This window comes from Arthrobacter cupressi, assembly GCF_900099975.1.
Taxonomy (GTDB): Bacteria; Actinomycetota; Actinomycetes; order Actinomycetales; family Micrococcaceae; genus Arthrobacter; species Arthrobacter cupressi.
The window spans coordinates 162747-184359 of the sequence record NZ_FNEI01000006.1; the positions used below are offsets into that span (position 1 = coordinate 162747).

Below are 21613 nucleotides of genomic sequence, written 5' to 3' on the forward strand. Positions count from 1 at the left end.
CCCCGGCAGGGGGATGGAAACCGGTGCGCAGCGAGCGGCTCGCGTCGTAGCAAGCGGGCCGCACGGGCGGCTGGCGGGACCGGGTCCGAGTTCCCTGCCAGCCGCCCGCGCGTGCGGGTGCTCGCCGCGTTGAGGGGGTCCTAACTTGAAGTCTGGCGGTAACGCTCAATCTGTTTGAGCCGCCGCTGGAGGCTGTCCCGCCGCGGGTGCGGGACGGCGTCGGGCGCCTCGGCGGTGAGGTCGATGTGCCGGGTGCCGTACTCCCAGAGCAGGAGGTCATCCAGCAGCCGGTCCGGGCCGGGGGAGTAGCGGTGGTCCAGGGCCTTGCGGACCTCGGTGATGCGGTTCGCGCTGAGCAGCCCGGCCAGCTCCACGGTCTTCTTCAGCCCGTGCGCCGCGAGAAGCTCCGCGGCCCAGCCCCAGTCATCATCAACTTTACGGTCAACGTGCGGCAGCAGGGTGCGCCAGACGTCCCGCACCCGGTTGGGGGTCAGCGGCGTGGACCCTTCTCCTTCCAGGTCCCAGTAGCCGCGGACTTCCGCGTACCGTTCGTTCAGGTCCGCGAACGCGCCCTCGACCGTTTCCAGCATGGCCGCGGTGGCGGTGAACTGGCGGTCGAAATGCGGAGTCCAGGCGCGGGGGTCTTCGGCCTTGAAGCGGATGTCGTGCTCGATCTCGCTCCAGGCGTGCGCGAACACCGTTCGGATCTGGCATTCGAAGAAGTAGCTGCCGTTGGCCGGAAGGTCCGGGTTGAAGATCTGCTGGTAGGCCTTCACGGACTCGTTCTGGATGGTGCGCAGGATCAGGTGCCGGCTGGAATAGCCGTACGTTCCGGACTCGATGGAGCCGATGTCCTTCTCGCGGTCGCCGCGACAGTCGAACAGCTGGCGCTGGCGCTTGATGAGGTTGGCCACCGCGGCGTTTTCCGCGGGCAGCTTGGTGATCACGCGGATGCCCACCATGTCATTGAGGGTCCGGAACGGGTCCGGGAACTTCAGGGGCCGCGGCCCGCCCGGTTCCAGGGGTTCGTCCGTGCGGGAGATCTTTTCCCGGAACGAGTCCACCGTCTTGGTGCGGCCCGTAACGAACAGCGGCACGGAGTCACTGTTCTTCAGCATGTCCCGCAGCGTGAGCAGCACGTCGCGCGTGACGAGCTTCAGCGCCGGGCGCACCCGCTGGTAAATCTCGACGTTCGCCTGCACCGATTCGCGCAGCTGCGGATCCAGCCTCTCCCAATTGCTAGCCATGTTTCCAAGCTTACGGGGCGGCACTGACACGGGATCCGGGTGGCGGCCCGCCCGCGCGGCGGCCCCCGGCGCCGGTGCGAAGGGGCTGTAGGCTCTTGAAAGGTTCGTGAACCAGGGAAGCCGCAAAGGAGGCGCGCAGTGAAGCGGCAGAAGTACCACTACGGCGATCACCCCAGCCAATGGGCCGAGCTTTTCCTGCCGGAACCCGCCCACGGGTCCAACGGTCACCACCCCGCCATCAAAGGCATCGCGGTGGTGATCCACGGAGGATACTGGCGGTCCCAATACGGCGCAGAACTGGGCGAACCGCTCGCGCGGGACCTCGCCGCGCACGGCATCGCCGCCTGGAACCTCGAATACCGGCGGGCCGGCAACGGCGGCGGCTGGCCGCACACCTTCGAGGACGTGCTCAGCGGCATCGACCACCTCAAGGAGGTGGCCCCGGAACACGGGCTGGACCTTGGCAAGGTGGTGGCCCTTGGCCATTCGGCCGGCGGCCATCTTGCCGTGTGGGCAGCCGGGCGCCGGAAACTGGACAAGATCGGAACCCCCGACGCCGACCGGCAGCTGGTGCGCAACGGAGACGACGCCGCGGTGCAGCTCAGCGGCGTTGTCAGCCAGTCCGGGGTGCTGAACCTGGCCGAGGCCGAGCGCCTCAACCTCAGCAACGGCGCGGTGGACAACCTGATGGGTGGCGACTCGGTTAGATACCCGAAGCGGCATATTTACGCCGATCCCATGAAATGCCTGCCGTTGAGTGTTCCTGTGTACGCCGTGCACGCAATGGAGGACGAAGACGTCCCGGCCACCCTCTCCGAGGGGTACGTCAACGCCTCCATCGCGGCCGGTGGGGCGGCGCAGCTGCTCAAGGTTCCGGGCAACCACTTCGACCTGATCGACCCGCGTGCGGCTGCGTACAAGAAGTGCCGCGAACTGGTGCAGCGCCTGCTGAGCTAGCCGCCGCCCTGGGTCGAGCCGCCTACAGTCAGGCGGCCTACAGGCAGACCGGGCGGAAGCCAGGATCGGCGGGTCCGCTCGCTTGCTTCAGGGCATTCAACACCCACTGGTGCACCACCGGATCATTGGGTGTCTGGTCGTGCTCGAACAGGTCCAGGGGGCACCGGTTTTGAAGGGTGATGTTGGTGACCTGTTCGGCGCTGCCGGACAGGAACTGGCTCTGATACGGCGTCACCACCTCGTCATGGACGGTGGAAATGACGGTGTACGCCGGACCCTTCACGGTGTCGCCGATCGAGTTGAGCCCGGTCAGGAAAGCCGAGCCCGCCTCTTGGTCGGCGCATGCCTGGCAGAAGGGTTCGAAGAGCTGCATCTGGGATGGGGCATCTTCCGGCGGAGGAAGGATGAGGCCCTCCGTGCCGTGGTTCGACGGCGAAATGCCCACCAGGTGGTGGACCTTCTTGGCTCCGCCCAGGAAGCCCATGTAGTACCGGGGCATCATCCCGCCCTGGCTGTGGCCCACCAGGTCCACCTGCCGCGCCTGGGTGGCGGCGAGGACGGCGTCCACGAACGAGGCAAGCTCCTTGGCGGAATCGGCGATCGGGCCGGAGGCGTCGATTCCGTTGGCCTCACCGTAGTTCAGGGCGAAGACGCAGTAGCCCTCGGATTTCAGGACCGGCGAAAGCGTGCTCCAGTTCTTGGCCATGTTTTCGAAGGTGCCCGGCACCAGGACCACCGGGTAGGGATGCGCGGCGGCGGGCTTGCAGCCCCAGTCGTTGGCTCCCGGCGGGGAGACATCCAGGGTGCCGGCCGAGGCCGCGCCGGCTCCGGTGAAGAGCGAGAGCACCAGCACCGCAATCGCGGTGAGGACGGATCGTTTTTGCACTGTCATAGGGCAGTTCCAATCGATGAGAAGTTTTCAACGCATCGGTGATGCGCATCACATCCCCCAGGGTTCAGAATGTTACCCGCGGGTAACTTGCCGGTGCAATCATGTGTGGCGGATTTGGGAAAACGTGCAATGTGGCCCGGCTCTGGTCCGGCTATGGCCGCTCTGGCAGAGTGTTGCCCATGCTGACAGTGATTGGTGAGGCCCTGGTGGACGTGGTCCGGCGTTCCTCGGGCGAGGAGGCGCATGTGGGCGGCAGCCCGCTGAATGTGGCCGTGGGATTGGCCCGGCTGGAGCATCCGGTGCAGTTCATCGGGCGCTTCGGCAAGGACCCCTATGGTGACGCCATCGCGGCCCACCTGCGCTCCAGTTCGGTCCTGGTGCCGTTCCCGCCCGACGGCAAGCCGAGCAGCGTGGCCACCGCGGTGGTGGACGACGACGGCGCGGCCCGCTACACCTTCGATCTCAGCTGGGAACTGCCCGGCCTGGCCGAACGCCTGCCGTTCATGCTGCAGGGTGCCTCCCTGCTGCACACGGGTTCCATTGCCACCATGCTGGAACCGGGCGCGTCCGAGGTGCTTGCCGCCGTCGAGCACGCCCATCCGAACACCACCATCAGCTTCGACCCCAACTGCCGGCCCAGCATCATCACGGACAAGGACTTCGCGCGGGAGCAGACCGAGCGTTTCGTGGCGCTGGCCGATGTCGTGAAAGCCTCGGACGAGGATCTCGAATGGCTTTACCCGGGCGTAGACGTGCGCGAATCCGCGCGCCGCTGGCTCTCACTGGGCGGCCACGAAGGCCCGGCCATGGTGGTGGTCACCCGCGGTGCGGCCGGACCCTGGGGCATCACCGCCGCCGGTGAGGCCGAGGCCCCGACGCCAAAAGTGAAGGTGGCGGACACTGTCGGTGCCGGTGATTCCTTCATGGCGGCGCTGCTCTCCGGCATCGTGGACCGCGGCCTGGACGGAGCCCAGAACCGCGGAGACCTCCGCGCGCTGCCGGCTGAGATCCTGCGGGAACTCCTGGTCCACGCGGCCGCCGCCGCTGCGGTGACGGTGTCCCGCGCCGGCGCCAACCCGCCCACCCGCGCCGAACTGAACTCCCTGAACGCAGGCGGGTAACCCGGCCCGCGCCGCCCGTAGACTGGCATGATGCGGCTTGTAGCAAGTGACATCGACGGCACCATCCTCGGCCACGACGGCCGGATCAGCGCCCGCACTGTCCGCGCTTTCCAGGCCTGCGCCGACGCCGGCGTGGAGGTGGTCTTCGTGACCGGGCGGCCGCCGCGCTGGCTCTACCCGCTCCGCGAACAACTGGGCCACAGCGGCACCGTGATCTGCTCCAACGGTGCCGTGTTGTGGGACCTCGCCGAAGACAGGCTGCTCTCCGCCCGGGCCATCGGACTCGAGGCGGTCCTGGAAGCCCGCAGGCTCATCAAGCAGTTGTGCCCTGATGCCCTGTTCGCGGCCGAAACCGTCGCCGGGTTCCACCTGGAACCCGGTTTCATCGAGAATCCCACCAGCGAACTGCTCGCCGAGTTCACCCCCGCACCGCTGCACGAGACCCTGACGGCGGAGGACGCCGTCGTGAAGTTCCTGGCGGTGACCCACAGCGGCACCCCGGACGCCTTCCTGGCGCAGGTGCAACCCGTCGTCGCGCACCTCGTGGAGACCACGCATTCGGCGCCGCGCACTGCGCTGCTTGAAATGTCCGCACCCGGGGTCAACAAGGCCGTCACCCTCGCCGCCTACGCAGCCTCCCTGGGGATCGAAGCCGCGGACGTCGTGGCGTTCGGGGACATGCCCAACGACATCGAAATGCTGCGCTGGGCCGGCCACGGCTACGCGATGGCCAGCGGCCACCCGGAAGCGCTCACCGCGGCGGGCTACCAGGCACCGCATTTCGACGACGACGGCGTGGCCCAGGTGATCGAGGCCCGGCTCGCCGAAGAGAAACTGGGAGCCTGAGCCGCTCAGGCGTTCAGCGGATAGGCACCCAGGGCGGACCGGAAGTCGTCGAGTGACCGGCGGTCGCCAGTTGAAGCCACGGCAGCGATATAGCCGTCCGGCCGCACGAGAATCCAGCCGCCCATGCCGTCTTCCGGGCCGAGCAGGACGTACCCGCCACCGCGTAACGCTTCGTGCAAGGTGCCGCCGCGGACGACGACGTTGGGCATGCGCTGACCGGGCCGCGGCAGCCCGGCAACCTGGTGCCCGCGGGTGATCGGGCTGGACTCATAGCTGACGGTGAGCTGCGCAATGCGCTGCGCCATCCTCCGTTGTACCTTCGGCAGCCGCACGAGCATCATCCGGGTGGACCGCTTCAGCGAGGACTTCTCCATCGCGAACCTGACCATGTTGTCACTGAAGGCGAGCACCTGCCGGGCCGCGGGACCGCGTTCGGACCCGTAGCTGTCGAGCAGCGGATCGGCTGCCTGCCCGCGGATGACATGGTCGAGTTTCCAGCCGAGATTCGCGGCGTCGTTGATGCCGAGGTTCATCCCCTGCGCACCGGTCGGTGCGTGGATGTGGGCCGCATCGCCGGCGAGGAACACCCTGCCGCGCCGGTAGGCGTCGGTCGAGCGGATCTGGCACCGGAAGCAGGTGAGTGTCTCGGGGTTGCGCAGCAGGATCCCGCCGGGACCGCGGGCATCGACGAGTGCTTGTACTTCTTCCAGCGTCGGTGGTTGCCCGCCGCGCCCCGGGACGGGAACCGAGACACGCCACAGCTTCTCATCGATCGGAATGAAGGCCACAGGCTGGCCGTCCACTCCCCAGAAGGTGTGCACCTGGTCTGCGGCGCCGTCCCAGTCGAGTTCCGTATCAGCCAGTAACCAGTCCCACGGGTAGGGCTGCCCGACGAACGGGACGTCCAGGACGTTGCGGACCTTGCTGTGGGCGCCGTCGCAACCAACGAGGTAGCCGGCCCGGAGATATTGCTCGGTCCCGTCCGGACTGCGGGTCAGGGCAGTGACGCCATCGGCGCCCTGTTCGAAGTCAAGGAGTTCGATTCCTGATTCCACCGTGCCGCCAAGTTCCGCGAGCCTCTCCCGCAGGAGATCCTCGGCCTTGTTCTGTGGCAGGCCCAGGATGAACTTGTATTCCGAATCGCAGTAGGACAGGTCGATGCCGAGATGGCGGCGGCCGCCAATGTAGACGCTGACTCCCCGCACGGGATGCCCGCGCGCCAGGAAGCGGCCGGCGATGCCCATCATGTCGAGCGTTTCAAGCGTGCGTGCCTGGAAGCCGATCGCTCGGCTCAGCTTCGGCAGGCCCGGGTCCCTGTCGATGACGCGCGTCCGTACTCCACGGGCGAGCAGGGTAATCGCAAGCGTGAGGCCGGTGGGACCGGCACCTACAACCAGTACATCGCAGTCCGTTGTTGTGTTCATGACCCAACAATGCGCGGGAAGCAGCAACCGCCACGTCCGTAGGACTACGTATTCTCGGCGAGAAGTCCGTGCAAGTGGACCCATGCGGTGAGCTGGCTGCGCGTTTTGAAGCCGAGTTTCGTCAACGCCCGGTCGACGTGGGTCTCCACCGTGCGCACCGAGACGAACAAGCGCTCCGAAATCTGCCGGTTCGTCAGGCCTGTGGCCACGAGCTGCGCCACCTCGGTTTCGCGCGCGGTCAGCGAATCACCCCAGGGCTTGTCCGATGCTTCGGACAATGCGGCTGCCATTGCCGCGTCCAGGCCCATCGCCCGGCCTTCCGCCCGGATCAGTTCGGCCGAGGGACCGAGCCTGGCGCGTGCCGGGGCGAGGACCTCATCTGCATAGCGGCGTATCGGCTCCGGCTGTCGCACCTGGTTCACCCGCTCGAACTCGTCGCGGACGCCGAGGAGCCGCAGCGCCAGCCTCGGCCGGGAGGTCCTCACAGCAAGAACGGTGAGCGCGCCGAGCCCGATCGCGATACCAAACCGGTCCCCGCTCTCGAAGACCACGGGAATCCCTTCGGCCAGCGCCGCGCGACCGTCAGCAATCCTGCCGGTGCGCAGGCGCGCGATCCCCATCAGCTGCAGTGCCCGGGCGCGCATCGTTGTGAGGCCGAGCCGTTCGCAGTATTCGACGGCGAGTTCAAGGCGTGCGCAGGCAAGGTCAAGTTCGGCCGTGAACAGCCCGCCCGCCCCCTGCAGGAGCAAGGTTGCTGCGACGCCCTTCTCGTCGCCCGCTTCCTGGAAGATGGCCTGCGCGGCGGTGATGTTCTCCAGCCCGCGCGGGACTTCCGTGCCGGAAAGCAGTATTCGGCCGCGCGAAAACAACGCGGTGCCTTCGCCTATGCGGTCGCCGATCGAGCGTGCGGCCGCAATGGCTTCGGTGTACAGCTCGTAGGTGGATTGGCGTTCGCCTTGGTCGGCCGCGAGCCAGCCCAGGCCGTTGCGCGCAGCTACCCGGTCCGGCGATTCTTCCGGGACAAGTTCAAGGGCACGTTCCAGCCGGCGCCGGCCCTCAGTGAAGTGCCCGCGAATGGACCAGAAGGCCGACAGCTTGGCTGCCATGTGCAGCGCTGCCGGAGGATCGTTCGTCTCGAACCAATCGAGGGCGGCGCGTATGTTGTCATGGTCGAGGTCCAGCCCGGCCAGGAATTCGTTCGACTGCCAGATTGGTGGCCGGTCCAAGGGTTCAACGCGGGCGCTGAACAGTGCCGCATGGCCGGCGCGGATAGGGTCGGAATCCGGCAGTTCGACAAGTCGTTCCGCAGCAAATTCGCGGACCGTTTCCAGCATGGTGTAGCGCGGCAGGCCGGCCTGCGCCCGGAGCAGGTTCTGGTCAACCAACTCCGTGACCGCCTCGACGACGTCCCGTGCGCGGGAGACGGCTTCGAGCTCGCCCAACCCGGCCCCGCCCCGGAACGCGGAGAAGATGGCGAAAAGTCGTTGTGCCGCCGGGCTGAGCAGCTCGTAGCTCCACGCGATGGTCGAGCGCAGGGTTTGTTGGCGGTCCGGCAGGTCGCGGTTCCCATCCACCAGGAGCGAGAGGGAATGGTCCAGCCGGCTCAGCAGGCTTTGCGGGGGCAGGACCCGGACGCGGGCGGCAGCGAGCTCGATGGCCAGCGGCAGGCCGTCAAGCCTGCGCACGATGCCGGTCACGGCCGCCTGGTTCGATTCGTCGAGCACGAAATCCGGCGCTTGGGCTTGCGCCCTCGCGGCGAAGAGGTGAACGCCGTCCGATTCAGGCGGCAGCGGCGGGACGGGGAACGACTGCTCGCCGGAGATGCGCAGCGGTGCGCGGCTGGTGACGATGAGCCGTGAGTCCCCGCCGCCGCCCAGGAGATCGGCAACCATGCCGGCCCCGCCAAGCAGGTGCTCGAAGTTGTCGAGCACCAGCAATAGTGTCCGGCCGCCGAGGTAATCGGCAAGATGTTCGGTCAGCGGACGGCCGCGGGAATCCTGCAGGCCAAGCCGCTGCGCAATCGTCGACGGCAGCAGCGCGGGGTCCCGGATCGGTGCGAGCGGAACGAACGTGACGCCGTCGGGATAGTTCTCGTGTAACTGCCAGGCGAGCTCGATGCTCAGGCGCGTCTTGCCGCTGCCGCCCGGACCGGTCAGCGTGACGAGCCGGTGCTCTCCAAGCAGCCGGGCAAGCGATGTGATCGCGTCCCCGCGGCCGATGAAGCTGCTGATGGGGCGCGGTATCCGGACACTGCTGCGCATGCCGTCCTCCGACCCTTGACGCTCACAACGTTACCGCCGTTCAGGCATTCAGCGAACGGAACTGTGCGCCTTAGACCTGTGCCCGCATCCCGTGGCTGTGCGCCAGTGCAATCGCCTCTGTGCGCGAGCTCACCCCCAGCTTCCGGAAAATATTCCGCAGGTGGAATTTAACGGTGTTCTCGCTGATGAACAGCTGCCCTGAAATGGCGCGGTTGCGCTGCCCGGCGGCCAGGAGCTGGAGCACCTCCAGTTCGCGTTCCGCCAAGCCCCAGCCGACGGCGTCGGCCACGGGAGCGGACGGCGGGTCCAGCGGCAGGGTCACCTGTACGTCGGCACCCCAGCCTGCCATGACCTCCACGCTCATCCGGCCCTTCAGCGCGGCCACCCTCGCGTTGAGCCGGGCGATGTTGGGCGAGTCCGCGGAAAGCTCGCCCTGGCCGTCGTCGCGCACGTTGATGAGCAGATTCGCGCCATCGCAGTCCCACTGGGCGCGCACCCGGCGTACCTCCGGCTGTTCCACGATGGCCAGCACCAGGCCGCGCACGATCGCCCGCGCCGCGTGGGCCACCTCGCCCGGCAACGCGCGTCCGTTCACCGGCGGCTCGATGAACTGCACGTCGATCCCGCTGAAATGCATCAGCGGGCGCAGGTCCTCGCGGAGCCGTTCGAAGGCCGTGGCCACCGGTTCCTCCACGAGGTCCGTGGTGCGGTCGCTGACCGTGCGCAGCTCCACGAGCGCCTTCACCGCGAGGTCGGTGACGTTCCGCCGTGCCGCGCGGTCGTCCAGGCTCTGCGACCGCAGCGCGGCCAAGAGGGTTTCCAGCGTGGTCGAGTGCCGGTCCACGAGTTCGGCGGTGACCCGTAGCCGCTCGGCGGAGGCGGCCCGGGATTCCAGCAAGTACGACGGCGGCGCGTCAGCCACCTTTTCCTTGATTCGCAGGGCCGCGAGCCCCCACAGGTAGCCGAGCATCCGAAGCGCCTCCGCGCGCTCCTCCGGCTCCGATGGGAGCTGCGGGGAGGTCAGGGTGAGCAGGGCGTTGGTCTCCGAGGGAAGGGCAAGGACCGGGTGCTCCGCGCCGGCAATCGTCGCGGCGCCTTCCCAGTGCCCGTGTTCCGGCACGCGTGCGCGCAGCTGGTCCAGTTCGGGCACGGAGACGCTGCTGATGATGGCCTCGGCGCCCGCCTTCTTCTGGGGCCTGCCCGTGCAGTCCTCGGTGAAGATGATGAGAGCGCTGTTGCCCACATAGGGCAGGACGGCCTCGCGCAGCCGTTCCGCGATGCTCATGAGCGGGGCGTTGACAAGGGCCGCGACGGCATCAAGCAGGGCATTCTGCGCTGAAGTCATTCGGCAACGATATCGCGTCCAGAGCCCCGCGCCTACCCGATCGGGTAGCCAACACTGCCCATCATTGCTGTTCTGCCTACCCGTTCAGGGACGGACGATGGATCTACGAAGTCGTCCAGAGCAGAACAAGGAGGCACGGCATGACCCTCACCGCAGAGGCAGTCCCCGCCGTTTCCGAGGCAGAAGGATTCGAGAGGATCCTGGCCAACCTTTCCCTGGTGCAGAGCGAGATCTCCGGGGCGGTGGCTGAAATCAACCCGGCCCAGCTTGCATTGCTCGCCGGGGAACTGCGCGGCGCGGGGCGCGTGTTCGTTGCCGGGGCAGGCCGCAGCGGCCTGGTCCTGCGAATGGCCGCCATGCGCCTGATGCATCTCGGCCTCGAGGTCCACATCGCCGGCGACACCACCACCCCGGCTATCCGTTCGGGCGATGTCCTGCTGTTGGCTTCGGGCTCGGGCACCACCTCCGGCGTGGTCCGGGCCGCGCAGACCGGCTCCAAAGCCGGCGCCCGCCTGGCCGTGTACACCGCGAACCCGGCGTCCCCGCTCGCGGAGCTGGCCGACGTCGTGGTCACCATTCCCGCCGCGCAGAAAACGGACCACGGTTCCAAGCTCTCGGCGCAGTACTCCGGAAGCCTCTTCGAGCAGGCGCTCTTCCTGGCCTCCGAAGCTGTCTTCCAGACCCTCTGGGACCACGATGAGACCCCCGCCGAGGAACTCTGGCTCCGGCACGCGAACCTCGAGTAAGCCCGGACCCCGTCCCGCTCCCGATTCCCGCAACTAGAAAAGAGACACCCATGAAGCTGCAAGTCGCCATCGACGTCCTCTCCACCGAGGCTGCCCTCGAACTCGCCGGCAAGGTTGCCGAGTACGTGGACATCATCGAGCTTGGCACCCCGCTGGTGAAGAGCGAAGGCCTCGCCGCCATCACGGCCGTCAAGGAAGCCCACCCGGACAAGATTGTCTTCGCCGACCTGAAGACCATGGACGCCGGCGAACTCGAAGCCGACATCGCCTTCAAGGCCGGCGCTGACCTGGTGACCGTGCTCGGTGCCGCAGACGACTCCACCATCGCCGGTGCCGTCAAGGCTGCCAAGGAGCACAACAAGGGTGTTGTGGTGGACCTGATCGGCATCGAGGACAAGGTGACACGCGCCAAGGAAGTCCGCGCGCTGGGTGCGAAGTTCGTGGAGATGCATGCCGGCCTGGACGAGCAGGCCAAGCCGGGCTATGACCTGAGCGTGCTGCTGAACGCCGGCGAAGAGGCCCGCGTGCCGTTCTCCGTGGCCGGTGGCGTGAACCTGTCCACCATTGCTGCCGTGCAGCGTTCCGGTGCTGATGTCGCCGTCGCCGGCGGCGCCATCTACGGGGCCGACGACCCGGCCGTTGCCGCGAAGGAACTGCGCGCCGCGATCATCTAGCGGACGCGCGTCCAGCGCGAGCCCCCACGAGGCCGATGAGGCCTCGTGGGCAACAAGACACAGCGGCGGTGCGTTCCTGCCGGGACGGCGGACAGGACTCCATGTCCCGGCAGGACTGGGTGCGCACCGCCGCTGTATTTCCTTGCTGAGAAGCACCGGGAGATTAAGCTCACCGGAAACTCACATCTGGATTCCAACTACCGTTCAACTCAGGCCCTTAGGCTGGCCTCATATCTGAGAGCTCACTTCAGGGGGACATCATGGCCAAGCGAAAGATTAGCGGCCTTTACGAAGCGCCGATCCGCCGCGCGGAGCCGGCCGAGCACTGGAAGCAGCTGCGCCAGGGCGACCGCGTCAGCGTCAAGCTCGCGCCCGGTTACGAGGACCGGGGTTCCGTGGACGCCGTGTCCGGCGACCACAGCATTGTGTGGGTGAACCTCGACGGCGGCCGCGGCCGCACGCTGGTGCACTGCGCCGACGGCGTGGAGATCGTCCGCCAGGAAAGCTGAGCGTTACGCTACCCGGGTGAGCCAGCCGCTGCCCTATTTCCTGCGACCCGACGGCGCCAGCCGCCCCCTTGCCCTGGCCCACCGCGGCTTTTCGCGTGAGGGACTTGAGAATTCCGCCGCAGCCTTCCGCGCCGCCGTCGGGCTCGGCCTCACGCACCTTGAAACGGATGCCCGTGCCACCGCGGACGGCACGGTGCTGCTGTTCCACGACGAAACGCTGGACCGCGTGACTGACTCCCGCGGACGGATCAGCGGGCTGAGCGCGGATGAGGTGTCCAGGGCAAGGATCGGCGGGCGCGAAGCCATCCCGCTGCTCGAGGACACCCTGCGCGAATTCCCGGACGCCCGGCTGAACATCGACGTCAAGGACCGGCACACCGCAGCACCCCTGGCAGCGGTGATCGAGCGCTGCGCCGCGCATGACCGCGTGCTCATCACCAGCTTCTCGGACCGCCGCCGCCGGGCGGTGCTGAAGCGGCTCAGCCGTCGCACGGCGTCGTCGGCCGGGATCGTCTGCACCGCGGTGTTCACGCTGGCCGGGCCGCTGCTTCCGGAGCGCTGGCTCGCCTGGATCCTGCGCGACGTCGACGCCCTCCAGGTCCCGGTCCGTTACGGTCCGCTGGAACTGGTGACTCCCCGATTCCTGGCCAGGGCCCGCCGGCTCGGGCTGCAGGTGCACGTGTGGACCGTCAACGATCCGGCGGAAATGGAGCGGCTGCTGGACCTCGGACATGGGGGCGTGGACGGAATCGTCACCGACAGGGCCGATCTCCTGAAGAAAGTCCTCGAAAATCGGGGCCAGTGGTGGTGAAGTGACGCCCGTGGTTGGAGTGGTGACGCCGGGCGAAACTCAAGTGAAGTTAGCTAAGGCTAGCCTATAAAATTTGCCGGGTGACCATCCCCCTTGATCTCGCGCGGATCCCGTTTGTCGCAGGCCTGGCCCGCTTCGGAAACCGCGCCGCCGTCATCGACGGCGACACCATCATCAGCTACGAGGAACTGGCCGGCCGCGTGGACGCCGTCGCCGCCCGGCTCGGCACCACCCGCCGCCTCGTGGCTCTCGCCGCGGCGAACGATGTCGCGTCCCTGGTGGGCTACCTCGCCGCGCTCTCCGGCGGCCACCCGCTGATGATCGTCCCCGCGGACAAGCCCGCTGCCCTCGAGTCGCTGATCGCGGCCTACGACCCCGACGTCGTCATGCACTCCGCCTTCGAAATGGCCGGCGCCGAGGCAAGCGGGACGCCCGCCCTCCAGGAGCGCCGCCCGGGCAGTCGCCACGAACTGCACCCGGAGCTCGCCCTGCTGCTGAGCACCTCCGGGTCCACCGGATCGCCGAAGCTGGTGCGGCTGTCGCAGGACAACGTCCAGGCAAACGCCGAGTCGATTGCCGCATACCTGCAGATCGGCCCCGAAGACCGCGCCGCCACCACGCTGCCTATGTCCTACTGCTATGGGCTCTCTGTCATCAACAGCCACCTCCTTCGCGGGGCTGCCCTGGCGCTCACCGGGCTGTCCGTGGTGGACCCCTGCTTCTGGGAACTGATGCGGCGCCACCGCGTGACCTCCTTCGCGGCCGTGCCCTACACCTTCGAACTCCTGGAGCGGGTGGGCTTCGAGGCCATGGAACTGCCCGCCCTGCGGTATGTCACGCAGGCAGGCGGCCGGCTCGCGCCGGAGAAGGTGCGGCACTACGCGGAACTCGGCAGGCGCCGCGGCTGGGAGCTGTTCGTCATGTACGGACAGACCGAAGCCACCGCCCGCATGGCCTACCTGCCGCCCGGACTCGCCGCTGAAAACCCTTCAAGCATCGGCGTTCCGGTGCCCGGCGGCTCCTTCCGGATCGAGCCCGTCGACGGCCTGGACTCCGCCGACGGACCCGTTGGCGAACTGGTCTACAGCGGCCCGAACGTCATGCTCGGCTACGCGCAGGACCCCGCGGACCTGGCCCATGGCCGGACCATCACCGAACTGCGGACCGGCGACCTCGCCCGCCTGCAGGACAACGGCCTGTACCAGGTGGTGGGCCGGCGCAGCCGCTTCGTCAAGATCGTGGGCCTGCGGATCGACCTCGGCCAGGTCGAGACCATGCTGGCCGAGCTCGGCATCCCCGCCGCCGCGGCGGGCACCGACGAAAAGCTGGTGGTCGCCGTCGAGGGCGGGCACGACACCAAACTGCTCGCCAAAATCGTCACCCAGGGTCTCGGACTGCCGCGCGCCGCCCTGCAGATGCACGCCGTCGAGGCACTGCCGCGCTTCTCCACCGGGAAGACGGACTACCCGGCGGTGCTGGCGCTCTCTGACAACCTGCCCGACGGCGGCCCGGTCACCGGCGACGGCGGCACGGCTGCCGGGCGCTCCGGCGTCGACGGTTCCGGCAAGGCGCCCGGCGCGGCAGCGAAGCGGCCCGAGGACGCCCGCGCGATCTTCGCCGATGCCCTGGAACGGGACGACATCGCCGACGGCGACACCTTCGTCAGCCTGGGCGGGGACTCCCTGTCCTATGTTGCCGCGTCCATCCGCCTGGAGAAGGCGCTCGGCCACCTGCCACCGGACTGGCATATCACGCCCGTGCGGGATCTGGTGCCCAGGGCCGCCGCGCCGGAAACGCACCGCTTCGGCCGCGCCAAGCGCCTTTTTGCCCCGTTGGAGAGCGGAATCCTGCTGCGAGCGGTGGGCATCATCCTGATCGCTGCCACGCATATCGGGGTGTTCCACTGGGAAGGCGCGGCGCACATCCTGATGGCGGTGGCCGGATACAACTTCGCGCGCTTCCAGCTGGGCGGCGAAGGGGTCCGCCGGCTGAAACGGCAGCTGCACAGCCTGGGCCGCCTGGTGATCCCGGCGGTGGCGTTTATCGCCGTCGCGTTCGTGCTGACGGACCACTACACCGTGGCGAACATTCTCCTCCTCAACTCGATGATCGGGCCGGAGGAAGTGACCACCCAGTGGCACTTCTGGTTCATCGAGGTGCTGGTGTACATGCTGGTGGGGCTGGCCGTGCTGCTCGCCGTTCCCGGGGTGGGGCGGCTGGAGCGGCGGTTCCCGTTCGCGTTCCCGCTGGCGCTCGCCGGGCTGGCGCTGATCAGCCGCTACGACATCGTGGACCCGCAGCTTCCGCACCCGATGCCCACGTTCTGGCTGTTCATGTTCGGCTGGCTGGTGGCACGGGCCAAGACTCTGCTCCGGCGCCTTTTCGTCTCGGCGCTGGTCATCCTGACCGTTCCCGGCTACTTCTTCGGCGACCAGTTCCGCGAGAACACGGTGCTCGCCGGAGTGCTCATGCTGATCTGGCTGCCCACGCTGCTGGTGCCGGTGGTGTTGCGCCGCCCGCTCGGCCTGCTGGCCAGTGCCTCGCTGTACATCTACCTGACGCACTGGCTGGTGTACCCGCTGTTTGCCGGGACCAGCCCTTTGCTGGCACTGGTGGCATCGCTGGCTGCGGGCGTGGCGTACTGGGCATTGTCCATGCGCCTGCTGGGCCTGGGGGAGCGGTGGTTGGGGAAGCGGCGCGCTGCCGCAGGGACTGGTGTTGTGCAGGGATCCGGAGAACACCTTGTAGGCTCGCGGCGTGAAGAAGAGCCGCATCCGGCTGGCCCTTGAGCGGGTCCTCGCCAAGCAACGCCACGTCATCATCAGGCGCCGGCTGAAAGGTGCCGACGAGCTCACGGGCTACGTCCTCGCCGTCGGGAAATCCTGGTTGCTGTTGGCCACCTGACGGCCTTGCTCGCGGTGGGCGGCCCGGTGCCGCCGCCGTCACGCTCAGCGTAACGCAGCTCATACTGTCTGTCCCGGATGGCAGGATGGTTCCATGCGCATCCTGATCGCCCCGGACAAGTTCAAAGGCTCCCTGACCGCAACTGAGGCGGCCGCAGCGATCGCCGAGGGGGCGCTGCGCGTCTACCCGGACGCCGTCGTCACCCGCTTCCCCATCGCCGACGGTGGCGAGGGGACACTCGAGGCCGCCGTCGCCGCCGGCTACGAGGAACGCATCAACGCCGTCACCGGTCCCATCCTCAAGCCCGTGGGCGCCGCCTGGGCGATCCGCGAAGACTCCTTCGGCGGCGCCACCGCCGTGATCGAAACAGCCCAGGCGTCCGGCCTCGCCAGCATGGAGCCGACGCCGGAAAACTCGCTGCGCGCGCACAGCTACGGTTGCGGCCAGCTCATCGCCGCGGCGCTCGACGCCGGGGCCACCGAGATCGTGCTCGGCCTGGGCGGTTCGGCCATGACCGACGGCGGCAGCGGCGCCCTCCGCGCGCTCGGCCTCAAGCCGCTCGACGCCGCCGGAACCGTGGTCCCGCTCGGCGGCGGCTCACTGGCTGACATCGTCTCGCTGGACGCCTCCGCCCTTGACCCGCGCCTGGCAAAGACCACGTTCCGCATCGCCGTCGACGTCCGCAACCCGCTGTACGGCAGCGACGGCGCCGCGCACGTTTTCGGACCGCAGAAGGGCGCGGACGCGGACGCCGTCGAACTGCTCGACGCCGGCCTGCGCAACTGGGCGTCCGTGCTGCGGGAAACGACGGGCCGGGACGCCAACGTGCCCGGAGCGGGCGCGGCCGGCGGTTTCCCGGCGGCGTTCCTGGCCTTCACGGACGCGCAGCTGGAAGGCGGCTTCGAGCTGGTCGCCGGACTGACCGGACTGGAATCGCAACTGGGCGACGCCGACCTGGTGATCACCGGCGAAGGCTCGCTCGACACCCAGTCGCTGAGCGGCAAAGGGCCGATCGGCCTCGCCGACGCCGCACGGGACCGCGGCATCCCGGTGCTTGTGGTGGCCGGCCGCATCACCGTCACGCCCGAGGATCTCGCCAAGCACGGCGTGGAGGGCGCGGCCCAGCTGCTGGACATCGCCCAAAAGCGCGACGGCGAACCGGACGTCGCGGACGCCGTCGCCAACGCGGCAAAGTACCTCGCCTCGGCCACGAGCCAGCTGCTCGAAGGAGCGTAGCGGTTTGGGCGCCGAACCGGGCATCGAGACCGCGGGCCCCCGGAAGGCCGCCACCACCATCCGGGCCGTCTTCCTGGACGTGGACGGCACCTACGCGGACTACGGCGTGGTCCCGGAGGGCCACGTGCGCGCCGTCCAGGCTGCCCGGAAGGCGGGCCACCGGGTGTTCCTCTGCACCGGCCGCCCCGTCTCGATGCTGCCCCGGGCCATTCGCGGCGCCGGCTTCGATGGGCTCGTCGCCAGTGCCGGCGCCTACGTTGAAGTGGCCGGGGAAGTGCTCGTGGACCGGCGTTTCTCCGCGGCCCTCGCGGCGCGCACGGTGGCGGCCCTCGACGCGCACAATGCCGTCTACGTCCTGGAAGCCCAGGAATCGCTGCACGTTCCGCCCGCCGCGGAAGAGCGGCTGCGCGCCATCATCGAGGAACACTTCAGCAAGGCGCCGGACGGCCGGGAGGTGGGCGCCTCCGCGATCCTCGGCTCCCTCGTACGCGTCCCGGACCTGGCCAAAGTGCCCTTCTCCAAGGTCTCGGTGTTCGACTCCGCCGCCCCCATGCGGCAGCTGGTCGAGGAAATCGGCGAGGGGATCGCCGTCGTCGAGAACTCCATCGCTGACGAAGGCCGGCACGCCGGTGAGCTGTTCCAGCGGGGCATCAGCAAGGCCGACGGCGTAGCCGCCGCGATCGCGCATTTGGGCATCCCGCGGGAAGACTCCATCGCAGTGGGCGACGGCGAGAACGACCTTGAGATGCTCGCTTTCGCCGGCATCGGTGTCGCGATCGAGGGATCCTCGCCCGAGTTGCTGGCCCTGGCCGACCACACCGCCGCACCCCCGCACCGGGAAGGCCTCGTGGCGGCCTTCGAGGAGCTGGGGCTCATCTAAGCGGGTCTCCCGGTGAGCGCCCTGGTCTGCTCAATTCGCGCCGCCAGGCAGATAATTGATGCATAAGCCGGGGTATCGAATCGAGGAGCACCATGTCCACGTTGAAAGAACGGCTGCACGCAGACGTCGTCAGCCACATGAAGGACGGCAACCGCGTGGCCTTGTCCGCCGTGCGCAATGTCCTGAGCGAGATCGACACCCGTGAAAAGGCGGGCAAGACACCCATCCATCTGGACGACGCCCAGATCACGGCCATGCTGCAAAAAGAGGCCGCCAAGCGCCACGAGACCGCCCACATTTACGAAGAAGCGGGCGAAGCCGAACGCGCAGCCACGGAGATCGCAGAGGCCGAGGTCATCGAGGCCTACCTGCCGGAACCGCTGACGGAGCTTGAGGTCGAGGCCATTGTCGAGGAGGCCATCGCTTCCCTCAGGGCCGAGGGCGTGGAGCTGTCCCTCATGCACATGGGCTATGTCATGAAGCCGGTTACCGAGAAAGTGGCCGGCCGTTTCGACGGCAAGGCGGTCAGCGAGATCGTCCGCAAGCGCCTGTCATAGCGAAACGGACCCGCAGCTGCGACGGCGGCCGCGCGGCCGCCGTCGCACGCGCGGAGCGCATCGGGATCACCCCCCGCCTACTCGCCGTGCTCAAGAACGGCCGCGCCAAGGCCATTCGGTTCACCACCCTCGAGGCCATCTGCGAGGCGCTCGACTGCCAGCCGGGAGACCTGCTGCGCTGGGAAGCCGACGGGGACGGGCAAATTTAGTAAGTTTGCTGATTATTTTTCCCGAAACCATGGACTCGGACTTGGTGCGCCGATAGCGTCGAAGGTGTGGACGGCACGTCCAACCCCTCGACCAGCAGACCAAGCAGACGAGCAGGTGGATTATGAGCGACTCATCGCAGCAGACCCCCGACGCCTTGGATTCTCCTCCGCCGGACCCCCGGAGCGGCTACCACTCGGGGCCTTTTCCCAAGCAGGAACAGGAGCAGCCCGGCCTCACCGCGAAAACCGAACCGACGCCGGACCACGGGGAGCGCAGCTACCAGGGCCACGGCCGGCTGGAGGGCAAGGCGGCGCTGATCACCGGCGGGGACTCCGGAATCGGCAGGGCAGTGGCGATCGCTTTCGCCAGGGAGGGGGCCGACGTCGCGATCTCCTACCTCCCGGAGGAAGAAGCGGACGCCAAGGCGACAGCGGACCTCATCCAGGAAGCCGGCAGGCGGTCCCTGCTGCTGCCCGGGGACGGGCGCGAAGAGCAGTTCAGCACGGAGATCGTCGAGCGGACGGTGGGTGAATTCGGCCGGCTCGACGTGCTGGTCCTGAATGCCGCATACCAGAAGAACCGGGACAGCCTGGATTCGACTCCCACGGACGAGTTCGACCGCGTCTTCAAGACCAACCTCTACAGCCTCATCTGGACGGCGCAGGCCGCGGTCCCGCACATGAAGCCGGGCGCGTCGATCATCACCACGGCCTCCATCCAGGCCTTCAACCCGTCCCCGGGATTATTCGATTACGCCATGACGAAGGCGGCGCAGGTGGCCTTCACCAAGGCGATCGCCCAGGAACTCGGGCCGAAGGGAATCCGGGTGAACGCGGTCGCCCCCGGGCCCATCTGGACGCCGCTCATCCCGGCCACCGAATGGCCGGACCACCTTCCGGAATTCGGCCAGGACACGCCGCTCGGACGCGCGGGCCAGCCCGCCGAACTCGCCGCCGCCTATGTGCTGCTGGCCTCCGACGAAGGTTCTTACATCTCAGGCGCCGTGCTTCCCGTCACGGGCGGCAAAGGCCTCTAGGTCTCCACAAGGTCCAGACAACAGGGAGGAACACCATGGATCAGGATCGCACCAACCCCGAGGAAGAAGCAGGCGGCTACGGAACACCCACGGTGGAGCAGGAAACCGGAGGGCAACAGTTCGCCCAGCCTCGCGAGGAGCAGGCCATCGACGAGGCCGGGCTTGAGGAGGAACGCGGCGAAGGTGGAGGCTACCCGGGCGGCGCACCGGACCTCAGCCACCTGGGAGATGAGGACGCGGACAGCGCAGGGGAGCCCGGCGCCGGACGCCTGGGCGGTACGGAGGACCAGGCCAAGGCCGAGCAGCAGAGCGGCGAGCCGGACGTGGACCTGCCTTCGGCAGAAGCGCCGATGGACGAAGGAAACACGGACGTGCTGGACCGCCCGGATGTTGATTCTTCCGGGAATCCCGACGGCGGCGCTACCGGCCTTCCGGCCGAAAAGTCGCCCCGCGATGACGAAGACGAAGGTGAGAGGTTCGACGCGGGGTAAGTAGCCCATGCCCGGCCGGCGGTACCGCCAGGGCCGGTTCGTCCTGCAGATCAGACGGGTCTCGCGCGGCTCTGACCGCCTGATCTGCAGGATTGCTGGGCTGAAAAGGGCCGCTACCGCTTCTTCGGGTGCCGTTTCGCCGCTGCGTTGATCGCGGACTTCGCGGCGGGAGGCAGGCCCGCGGTTTCCATTTCCGGCTCGGCAGCCGTTCCCCGCCAGCGGGCAATGGCCGTCATACCGTGGTAGATCACCAGGGCCGCGGCTGAGCCCAGCGCGATTCCGGTGAACTTCAGCTCGCCAAGCGTCCACGTGTAGTCGGCGATGCCTATGATCAGGGCGACGGCGGCCGTGGTCAGGTTGACCGGGTTGGCGAAGTTCACCTTGTTCTGGACCCAGATCTTCACGCCCAGGTTGCCGATCATGCCGTACAGCATGGTGGCCGCGCCGCCCAGCACGCCTGCCGGGACCGTGGCAATCAGTTCGCCGAACTTCGGCGAGAAGCTCAGCAGGATCGCGAACACGCCCGCCACCCAGTAGGCCGCCGTCGAGTACACCTTGGTGGCGGCCATGACGCCGATGTTCTCCGCATAGGTGGTGGTGCCGGAACCGCCACCGAAGCCGGCCAGGACGGTGGCCGCGCCGTCGGCCATCAGCGCGCGGCCGGAGACATCGTCGAGGTTCCGTCCGGTCATGGTGGCAACCGACTTCACGTGCCCCACGTTCTCAGCCACGAGCACCAGCACCACCGGCACGAACAGGCCCACCACGCCCAAGTGGAATTCCGGCGTCTGGAACTGTGGCAGGCCGATCCAGGCCGCGGCATCCATCTTGGCGTAGTCCACCTCGCCGCGCGCCATGGCCACGAGGTAGCCGACCACTACGCCGACCAGGATGCTCAGGCGGCCCAGGATTCCGCGGAACAGCACGCTGACCAGGATGATCGTCACCAAGGTGACGAGGGCGGTGATGGGGGCCTTGTCGAAGTTCGCCTTGGCGGCCGGCGCCAGGTTCAGGCCGATCAGCGCCACGATGGCGCCCGTGACGATCGGCGGCATGGTCCGGTTGATCCATTCCGCGCCGAACTTGTGCACCACCGCGCCGATCAGAGCCAGTACGACGCCGGCCAGCACCACTCCGCCCAGGGCGCCGGCCACGCCGTACTGCTGCTGGGACGCCAGGATGGGGGCGATGAACGCGAAGCTGGACCCGAGGTAGCTGGGGACCCGGCCCTGGGTGATCACCAGGAACAGCAGAGTGCCGACGCCGGAGAACAGCAGGGTGGTGGCCGGCGGCATGCCCGTGATGATGGGCACTAGGAATGTCGCGCCGAACATCGCCACCACGTGCTGCACGCCCACGCCGATGGTCAGCGGCCAGGCCAGCCGTTCCTCGGGTGCAACGACGTGGCCCGGACGGATGGTCTTGCCATTGCCGTGGAGCTTCCATTTGGTGCCGAGCATGCTCAT

General features: G+C 68.1%; 21 protein-coding genes. 15 read left to right on the forward strand and 6 right to left on the reverse strand.

Annotated elements, in window-relative coordinates; genetic code table 11:
- Positions 1–140: 140 nt before the first annotated feature.
- The gene (locus tag BLP88_RS09260; RefSeq protein ID WP_074588629.1) at positions 141–1247 is read right to left on the reverse strand and encodes a GTP pyrophosphokinase; all 1107 of its coding nucleotides are present in this window, start codon (positions 1245–1247) and stop codon (positions 141–143) included.
- Positions 1248–1385: 138 nt separating this feature from the next.
- Here BLP88_RS09260 and BLP88_RS09265 point away from each other — a divergent pair, with 138 nt between their 5' ends.
- Positions 1386–2204 (forward strand): alpha/beta hydrolase, encoded by an 819-nt coding sequence (locus BLP88_RS09265; protein ID WP_074588631.1) that lies wholly within the window; start codon positions 1386–1388, stop codon positions 2202–2204.
- Between the two features lie 37 nt (positions 2205–2241).
- On the opposite strand, the gene BLP88_RS09270 is transcribed toward BLP88_RS09265, so the two are convergent.
- Positions 2242–3096 carry a lipase family alpha/beta hydrolase gene (locus BLP88_RS09270; RefSeq protein WP_074588632.1) on the reverse strand — a complete coding sequence of 285 codons (855 nt, stop codon included), beginning with the start codon at positions 3094–3096 and terminating at the stop codon, positions 2242–2244.
- A 179-nt stretch (positions 3097–3275) separates the two neighbouring features.
- Between BLP88_RS09270 and BLP88_RS09275 the strand changes: the two genes are divergently transcribed.
- Positions 3276–4217 (forward strand): carbohydrate kinase family protein, encoded by a 942-nt coding sequence (locus BLP88_RS09275; protein ID WP_074588634.1) that lies wholly within the window; start codon positions 3276–3278, stop codon positions 4215–4217.
- Positions 4218–4247: 30 nt separating this feature from the next.
- Positions 4248–5063, forward strand: coding sequence for an HAD family hydrolase (locus BLP88_RS09280; protein ID WP_175453529.1), 816 nt, complete (start codon positions 4248–4250; stop codon positions 5061–5063).
- A 5-nt stretch (positions 5064–5068) separates the two neighbouring features.
- On the opposite strand, the gene BLP88_RS09285 is transcribed toward BLP88_RS09280, so the two are convergent.
- From BLP88_RS09285 to BLP88_RS09295, 3 genes are all read right to left on the reverse strand, one after another.
- Positions 5069–6487, reverse strand: a complete 1419-nt coding sequence (locus tag BLP88_RS09285; RefSeq protein ID WP_074588637.1) for an FAD-dependent monooxygenase — start codon at positions 6485–6487, stop codon at positions 5069–5071.
- A 44-nt stretch (positions 6488–6531) separates the two neighbouring features.
- A complete protein-coding gene (locus BLP88_RS09290; RefSeq protein ID WP_074588638.1) occupies positions 6532–8748 on the reverse strand; it encodes a LuxR C-terminal-related transcriptional regulator in 2217 nt (738 codons plus the stop codon).
- Between the two features lie 70 nt (positions 8749–8818).
- Positions 8819–10093, reverse strand: coding sequence for a LuxR C-terminal-related transcriptional regulator (locus tag BLP88_RS09295; protein WP_074588640.1), 1275 nt, complete (start codon positions 10091–10093; stop codon positions 8819–8821).
- 140 nt (positions 10094–10233) lie between these two features.
- Here BLP88_RS09295 and hxlB point away from each other — a divergent pair, with 140 nt between their 5' ends.
- From hxlB to BLP88_RS09350, 12 genes are all read left to right on the forward strand, one after another.
- On the forward strand, positions 10234–10839 hold the full coding sequence (gene hxlB, locus BLP88_RS09300; protein ID WP_074588642.1) for a 6-phospho-3-hexuloisomerase: 606 nt from the start codon (positions 10234–10236) through the stop codon (positions 10837–10839).
- A gap of 50 nt (positions 10840–10889) precedes the next feature.
- Positions 10890–11513, forward strand: a complete 624-nt coding sequence (hxlA, locus tag BLP88_RS09305) for a 3-hexulose-6-phosphate synthase (protein WP_074588644.1) — start codon at positions 10890–10892, stop codon at positions 11511–11513.
- A gap of 260 nt (positions 11514–11773) precedes the next feature.
- The gene (locus BLP88_RS09310; protein WP_074588646.1) at positions 11774–12022 is read left to right on the forward strand and encodes a hypothetical protein; all 249 of its coding nucleotides are present in this window, start codon (positions 11774–11776) and stop codon (positions 12020–12022) included.
- Between the two features lie 16 nt (positions 12023–12038).
- Positions 12039–12833: a glycerophosphodiester phosphodiesterase family protein gene (locus BLP88_RS09315; RefSeq protein ID WP_074588648.1), complete on the forward strand. Its 795-nt coding sequence runs from the start codon at positions 12039–12041 to the stop codon at positions 12831–12833.
- A gap of 80 nt (positions 12834–12913) precedes the next feature.
- Entirely contained in the window at positions 12914–15622 is a 2709-nt protein-coding gene (locus BLP88_RS09320; RefSeq protein ID WP_074588649.1) for an AMP-binding protein, read from the forward strand.
- Positions 15591–15737, forward strand: coding sequence for a hypothetical protein (locus BLP88_RS18960; protein ID WP_175453530.1), 147 nt, complete (start codon positions 15591–15593; stop codon positions 15735–15737). The genes BLP88_RS09320 and BLP88_RS18960 overlap by 32 nt, the downstream gene beginning before the upstream one ends.
- 93 nt (positions 15738–15830) lie before the next feature.
- The gene (locus BLP88_RS09325) at positions 15831–16973 is read left to right on the forward strand and encodes a glycerate kinase (RefSeq protein WP_074588651.1); all 1143 of its coding nucleotides are present in this window, start codon (positions 15831–15833) and stop codon (positions 16971–16973) included.
- 4 nt (positions 16974–16977) lie between these two features.
- Positions 16978–17853: an HAD-IIB family hydrolase gene (locus BLP88_RS09330; RefSeq protein WP_217635140.1), complete on the forward strand. Its 876-nt coding sequence runs from the start codon at positions 16978–16980 to the stop codon at positions 17851–17853.
- Between the two features lie 92 nt (positions 17854–17945).
- On the forward strand, positions 17946–18410 hold the full coding sequence (locus tag BLP88_RS09335; protein WP_074588653.1) for a GatB/YqeY domain-containing protein: 465 nt from the start codon (positions 17946–17948) through the stop codon (positions 18408–18410).
- Entirely contained in the window at positions 18407–18619 is a 213-nt protein-coding gene (locus BLP88_RS09340) for a helix-turn-helix domain-containing protein (RefSeq protein WP_074588655.1), read from the forward strand. The genes BLP88_RS09335 and BLP88_RS09340 overlap by 4 nt, the downstream gene beginning before the upstream one ends.
- A 122-nt stretch (positions 18620–18741) precedes the next feature.
- The gene (locus BLP88_RS09345; protein ID WP_074588656.1) at positions 18742–19656 is read left to right on the forward strand and encodes an SDR family oxidoreductase; all 915 of its coding nucleotides are present in this window, start codon (positions 18742–18744) and stop codon (positions 19654–19656) included.
- Between the two features lie 35 nt (positions 19657–19691).
- Positions 19692–20147, forward strand: coding sequence for a hypothetical protein (locus BLP88_RS09350; protein ID WP_074588658.1), 456 nt, complete (start codon positions 19692–19694; stop codon positions 20145–20147).
- A gap of 113 nt (positions 20148–20260) precedes the next feature.
- Here the strand turns inward: BLP88_RS09350 and BLP88_RS09355 are convergent, their stop codons facing one another.
- Positions 20261–21613, reverse strand: coding sequence for a uracil-xanthine permease family protein (locus tag BLP88_RS09355; RefSeq protein WP_074588659.1), 1353 nt, complete (start codon positions 21611–21613; stop codon positions 20261–20263).

What these genes read in the sequence shown, in the direction of transcription:
- BLP88_RS09260 (WP_074588629.1), bottom strand. Translation starts at nt 1,247, where the DNA reads ATGGCTAGCAATTGGGAGAGGCTGGATCCGCAGCTGCGCGAATCGGTG.
- BLP88_RS09270 (WP_074588632.1), bottom strand. Translation starts at nt 3,096, where the DNA reads ATGACAGTGCAAAAACGATCCGTCCTCACCGCGATTGCGGTGCTGGTG.
- BLP88_RS09275 (WP_074588634.1), top strand. Translation starts at nt 3,276, where the DNA reads ATGCTGACAGTGATTGGTGAGGCCCTGGTGGACGTGGTCCGGCGTTCC.
- BLP88_RS09280 (WP_175453529.1), top strand. Translation starts at nt 4,248, where the DNA reads ATGCGGCTTGTAGCAAGTGACATCGACGGCACCATCCTCGGCCACGAC.
- BLP88_RS09285 (WP_074588637.1), bottom strand. Translation starts at nt 6,487, where the DNA reads ATGAACACAACAACGGACTGCGATGTACTGGTTGTAGGTGCCGGTCCC.
- BLP88_RS09290 (WP_074588638.1), bottom strand. Translation starts at nt 8,748, where the DNA reads ATGCGCAGCAGTGTCCGGATACCGCGCCCCATCAGCAGCTTCATCGGC.
- BLP88_RS09295 (WP_074588640.1), bottom strand. Translation starts at nt 10,093, where the DNA reads ATGACTTCAGCGCAGAATGCCCTGCTTGATGCCGTCGCGGCCCTTGTC.
- hxlB (WP_074588642.1), top strand. Translation starts at nt 10,234, where the DNA reads ATGACCCTCACCGCAGAGGCAGTCCCCGCCGTTTCCGAGGCAGAAGGA.
- hxlA (WP_074588644.1), top strand. Translation starts at nt 10,890, where the DNA reads ATGAAGCTGCAAGTCGCCATCGACGTCCTCTCCACCGAGGCTGCCCTC.
- BLP88_RS09310 (WP_074588646.1), top strand. Translation starts at nt 11,774, where the DNA reads ATGGCCAAGCGAAAGATTAGCGGCCTTTACGAAGCGCCGATCCGCCGC.
- BLP88_RS09325 (WP_074588651.1), top strand. Translation starts at nt 15,831, where the DNA reads ATGCGCATCCTGATCGCCCCGGACAAGTTCAAAGGCTCCCTGACCGCA.
- BLP88_RS09335 (WP_074588653.1), top strand. Translation starts at nt 17,946, where the DNA reads ATGTCCACGTTGAAAGAACGGCTGCACGCAGACGTCGTCAGCCACATG.
- BLP88_RS09345 (WP_074588656.1), top strand. Translation starts at nt 18,742, where the DNA reads ATGAGCGACTCATCGCAGCAGACCCCCGACGCCTTGGATTCTCCTCCG.
- BLP88_RS09350 (WP_074588658.1), top strand. Translation starts at nt 19,692, where the DNA reads ATGGATCAGGATCGCACCAACCCCGAGGAAGAAGCAGGCGGCTACGGA.
- BLP88_RS09355 (WP_074588659.1), bottom strand. Translation starts at nt 21,613, where the DNA reads ATGAGCATGCTCGGCACCAAATGGAAGCTCCACGGCAATGGCAAGACC.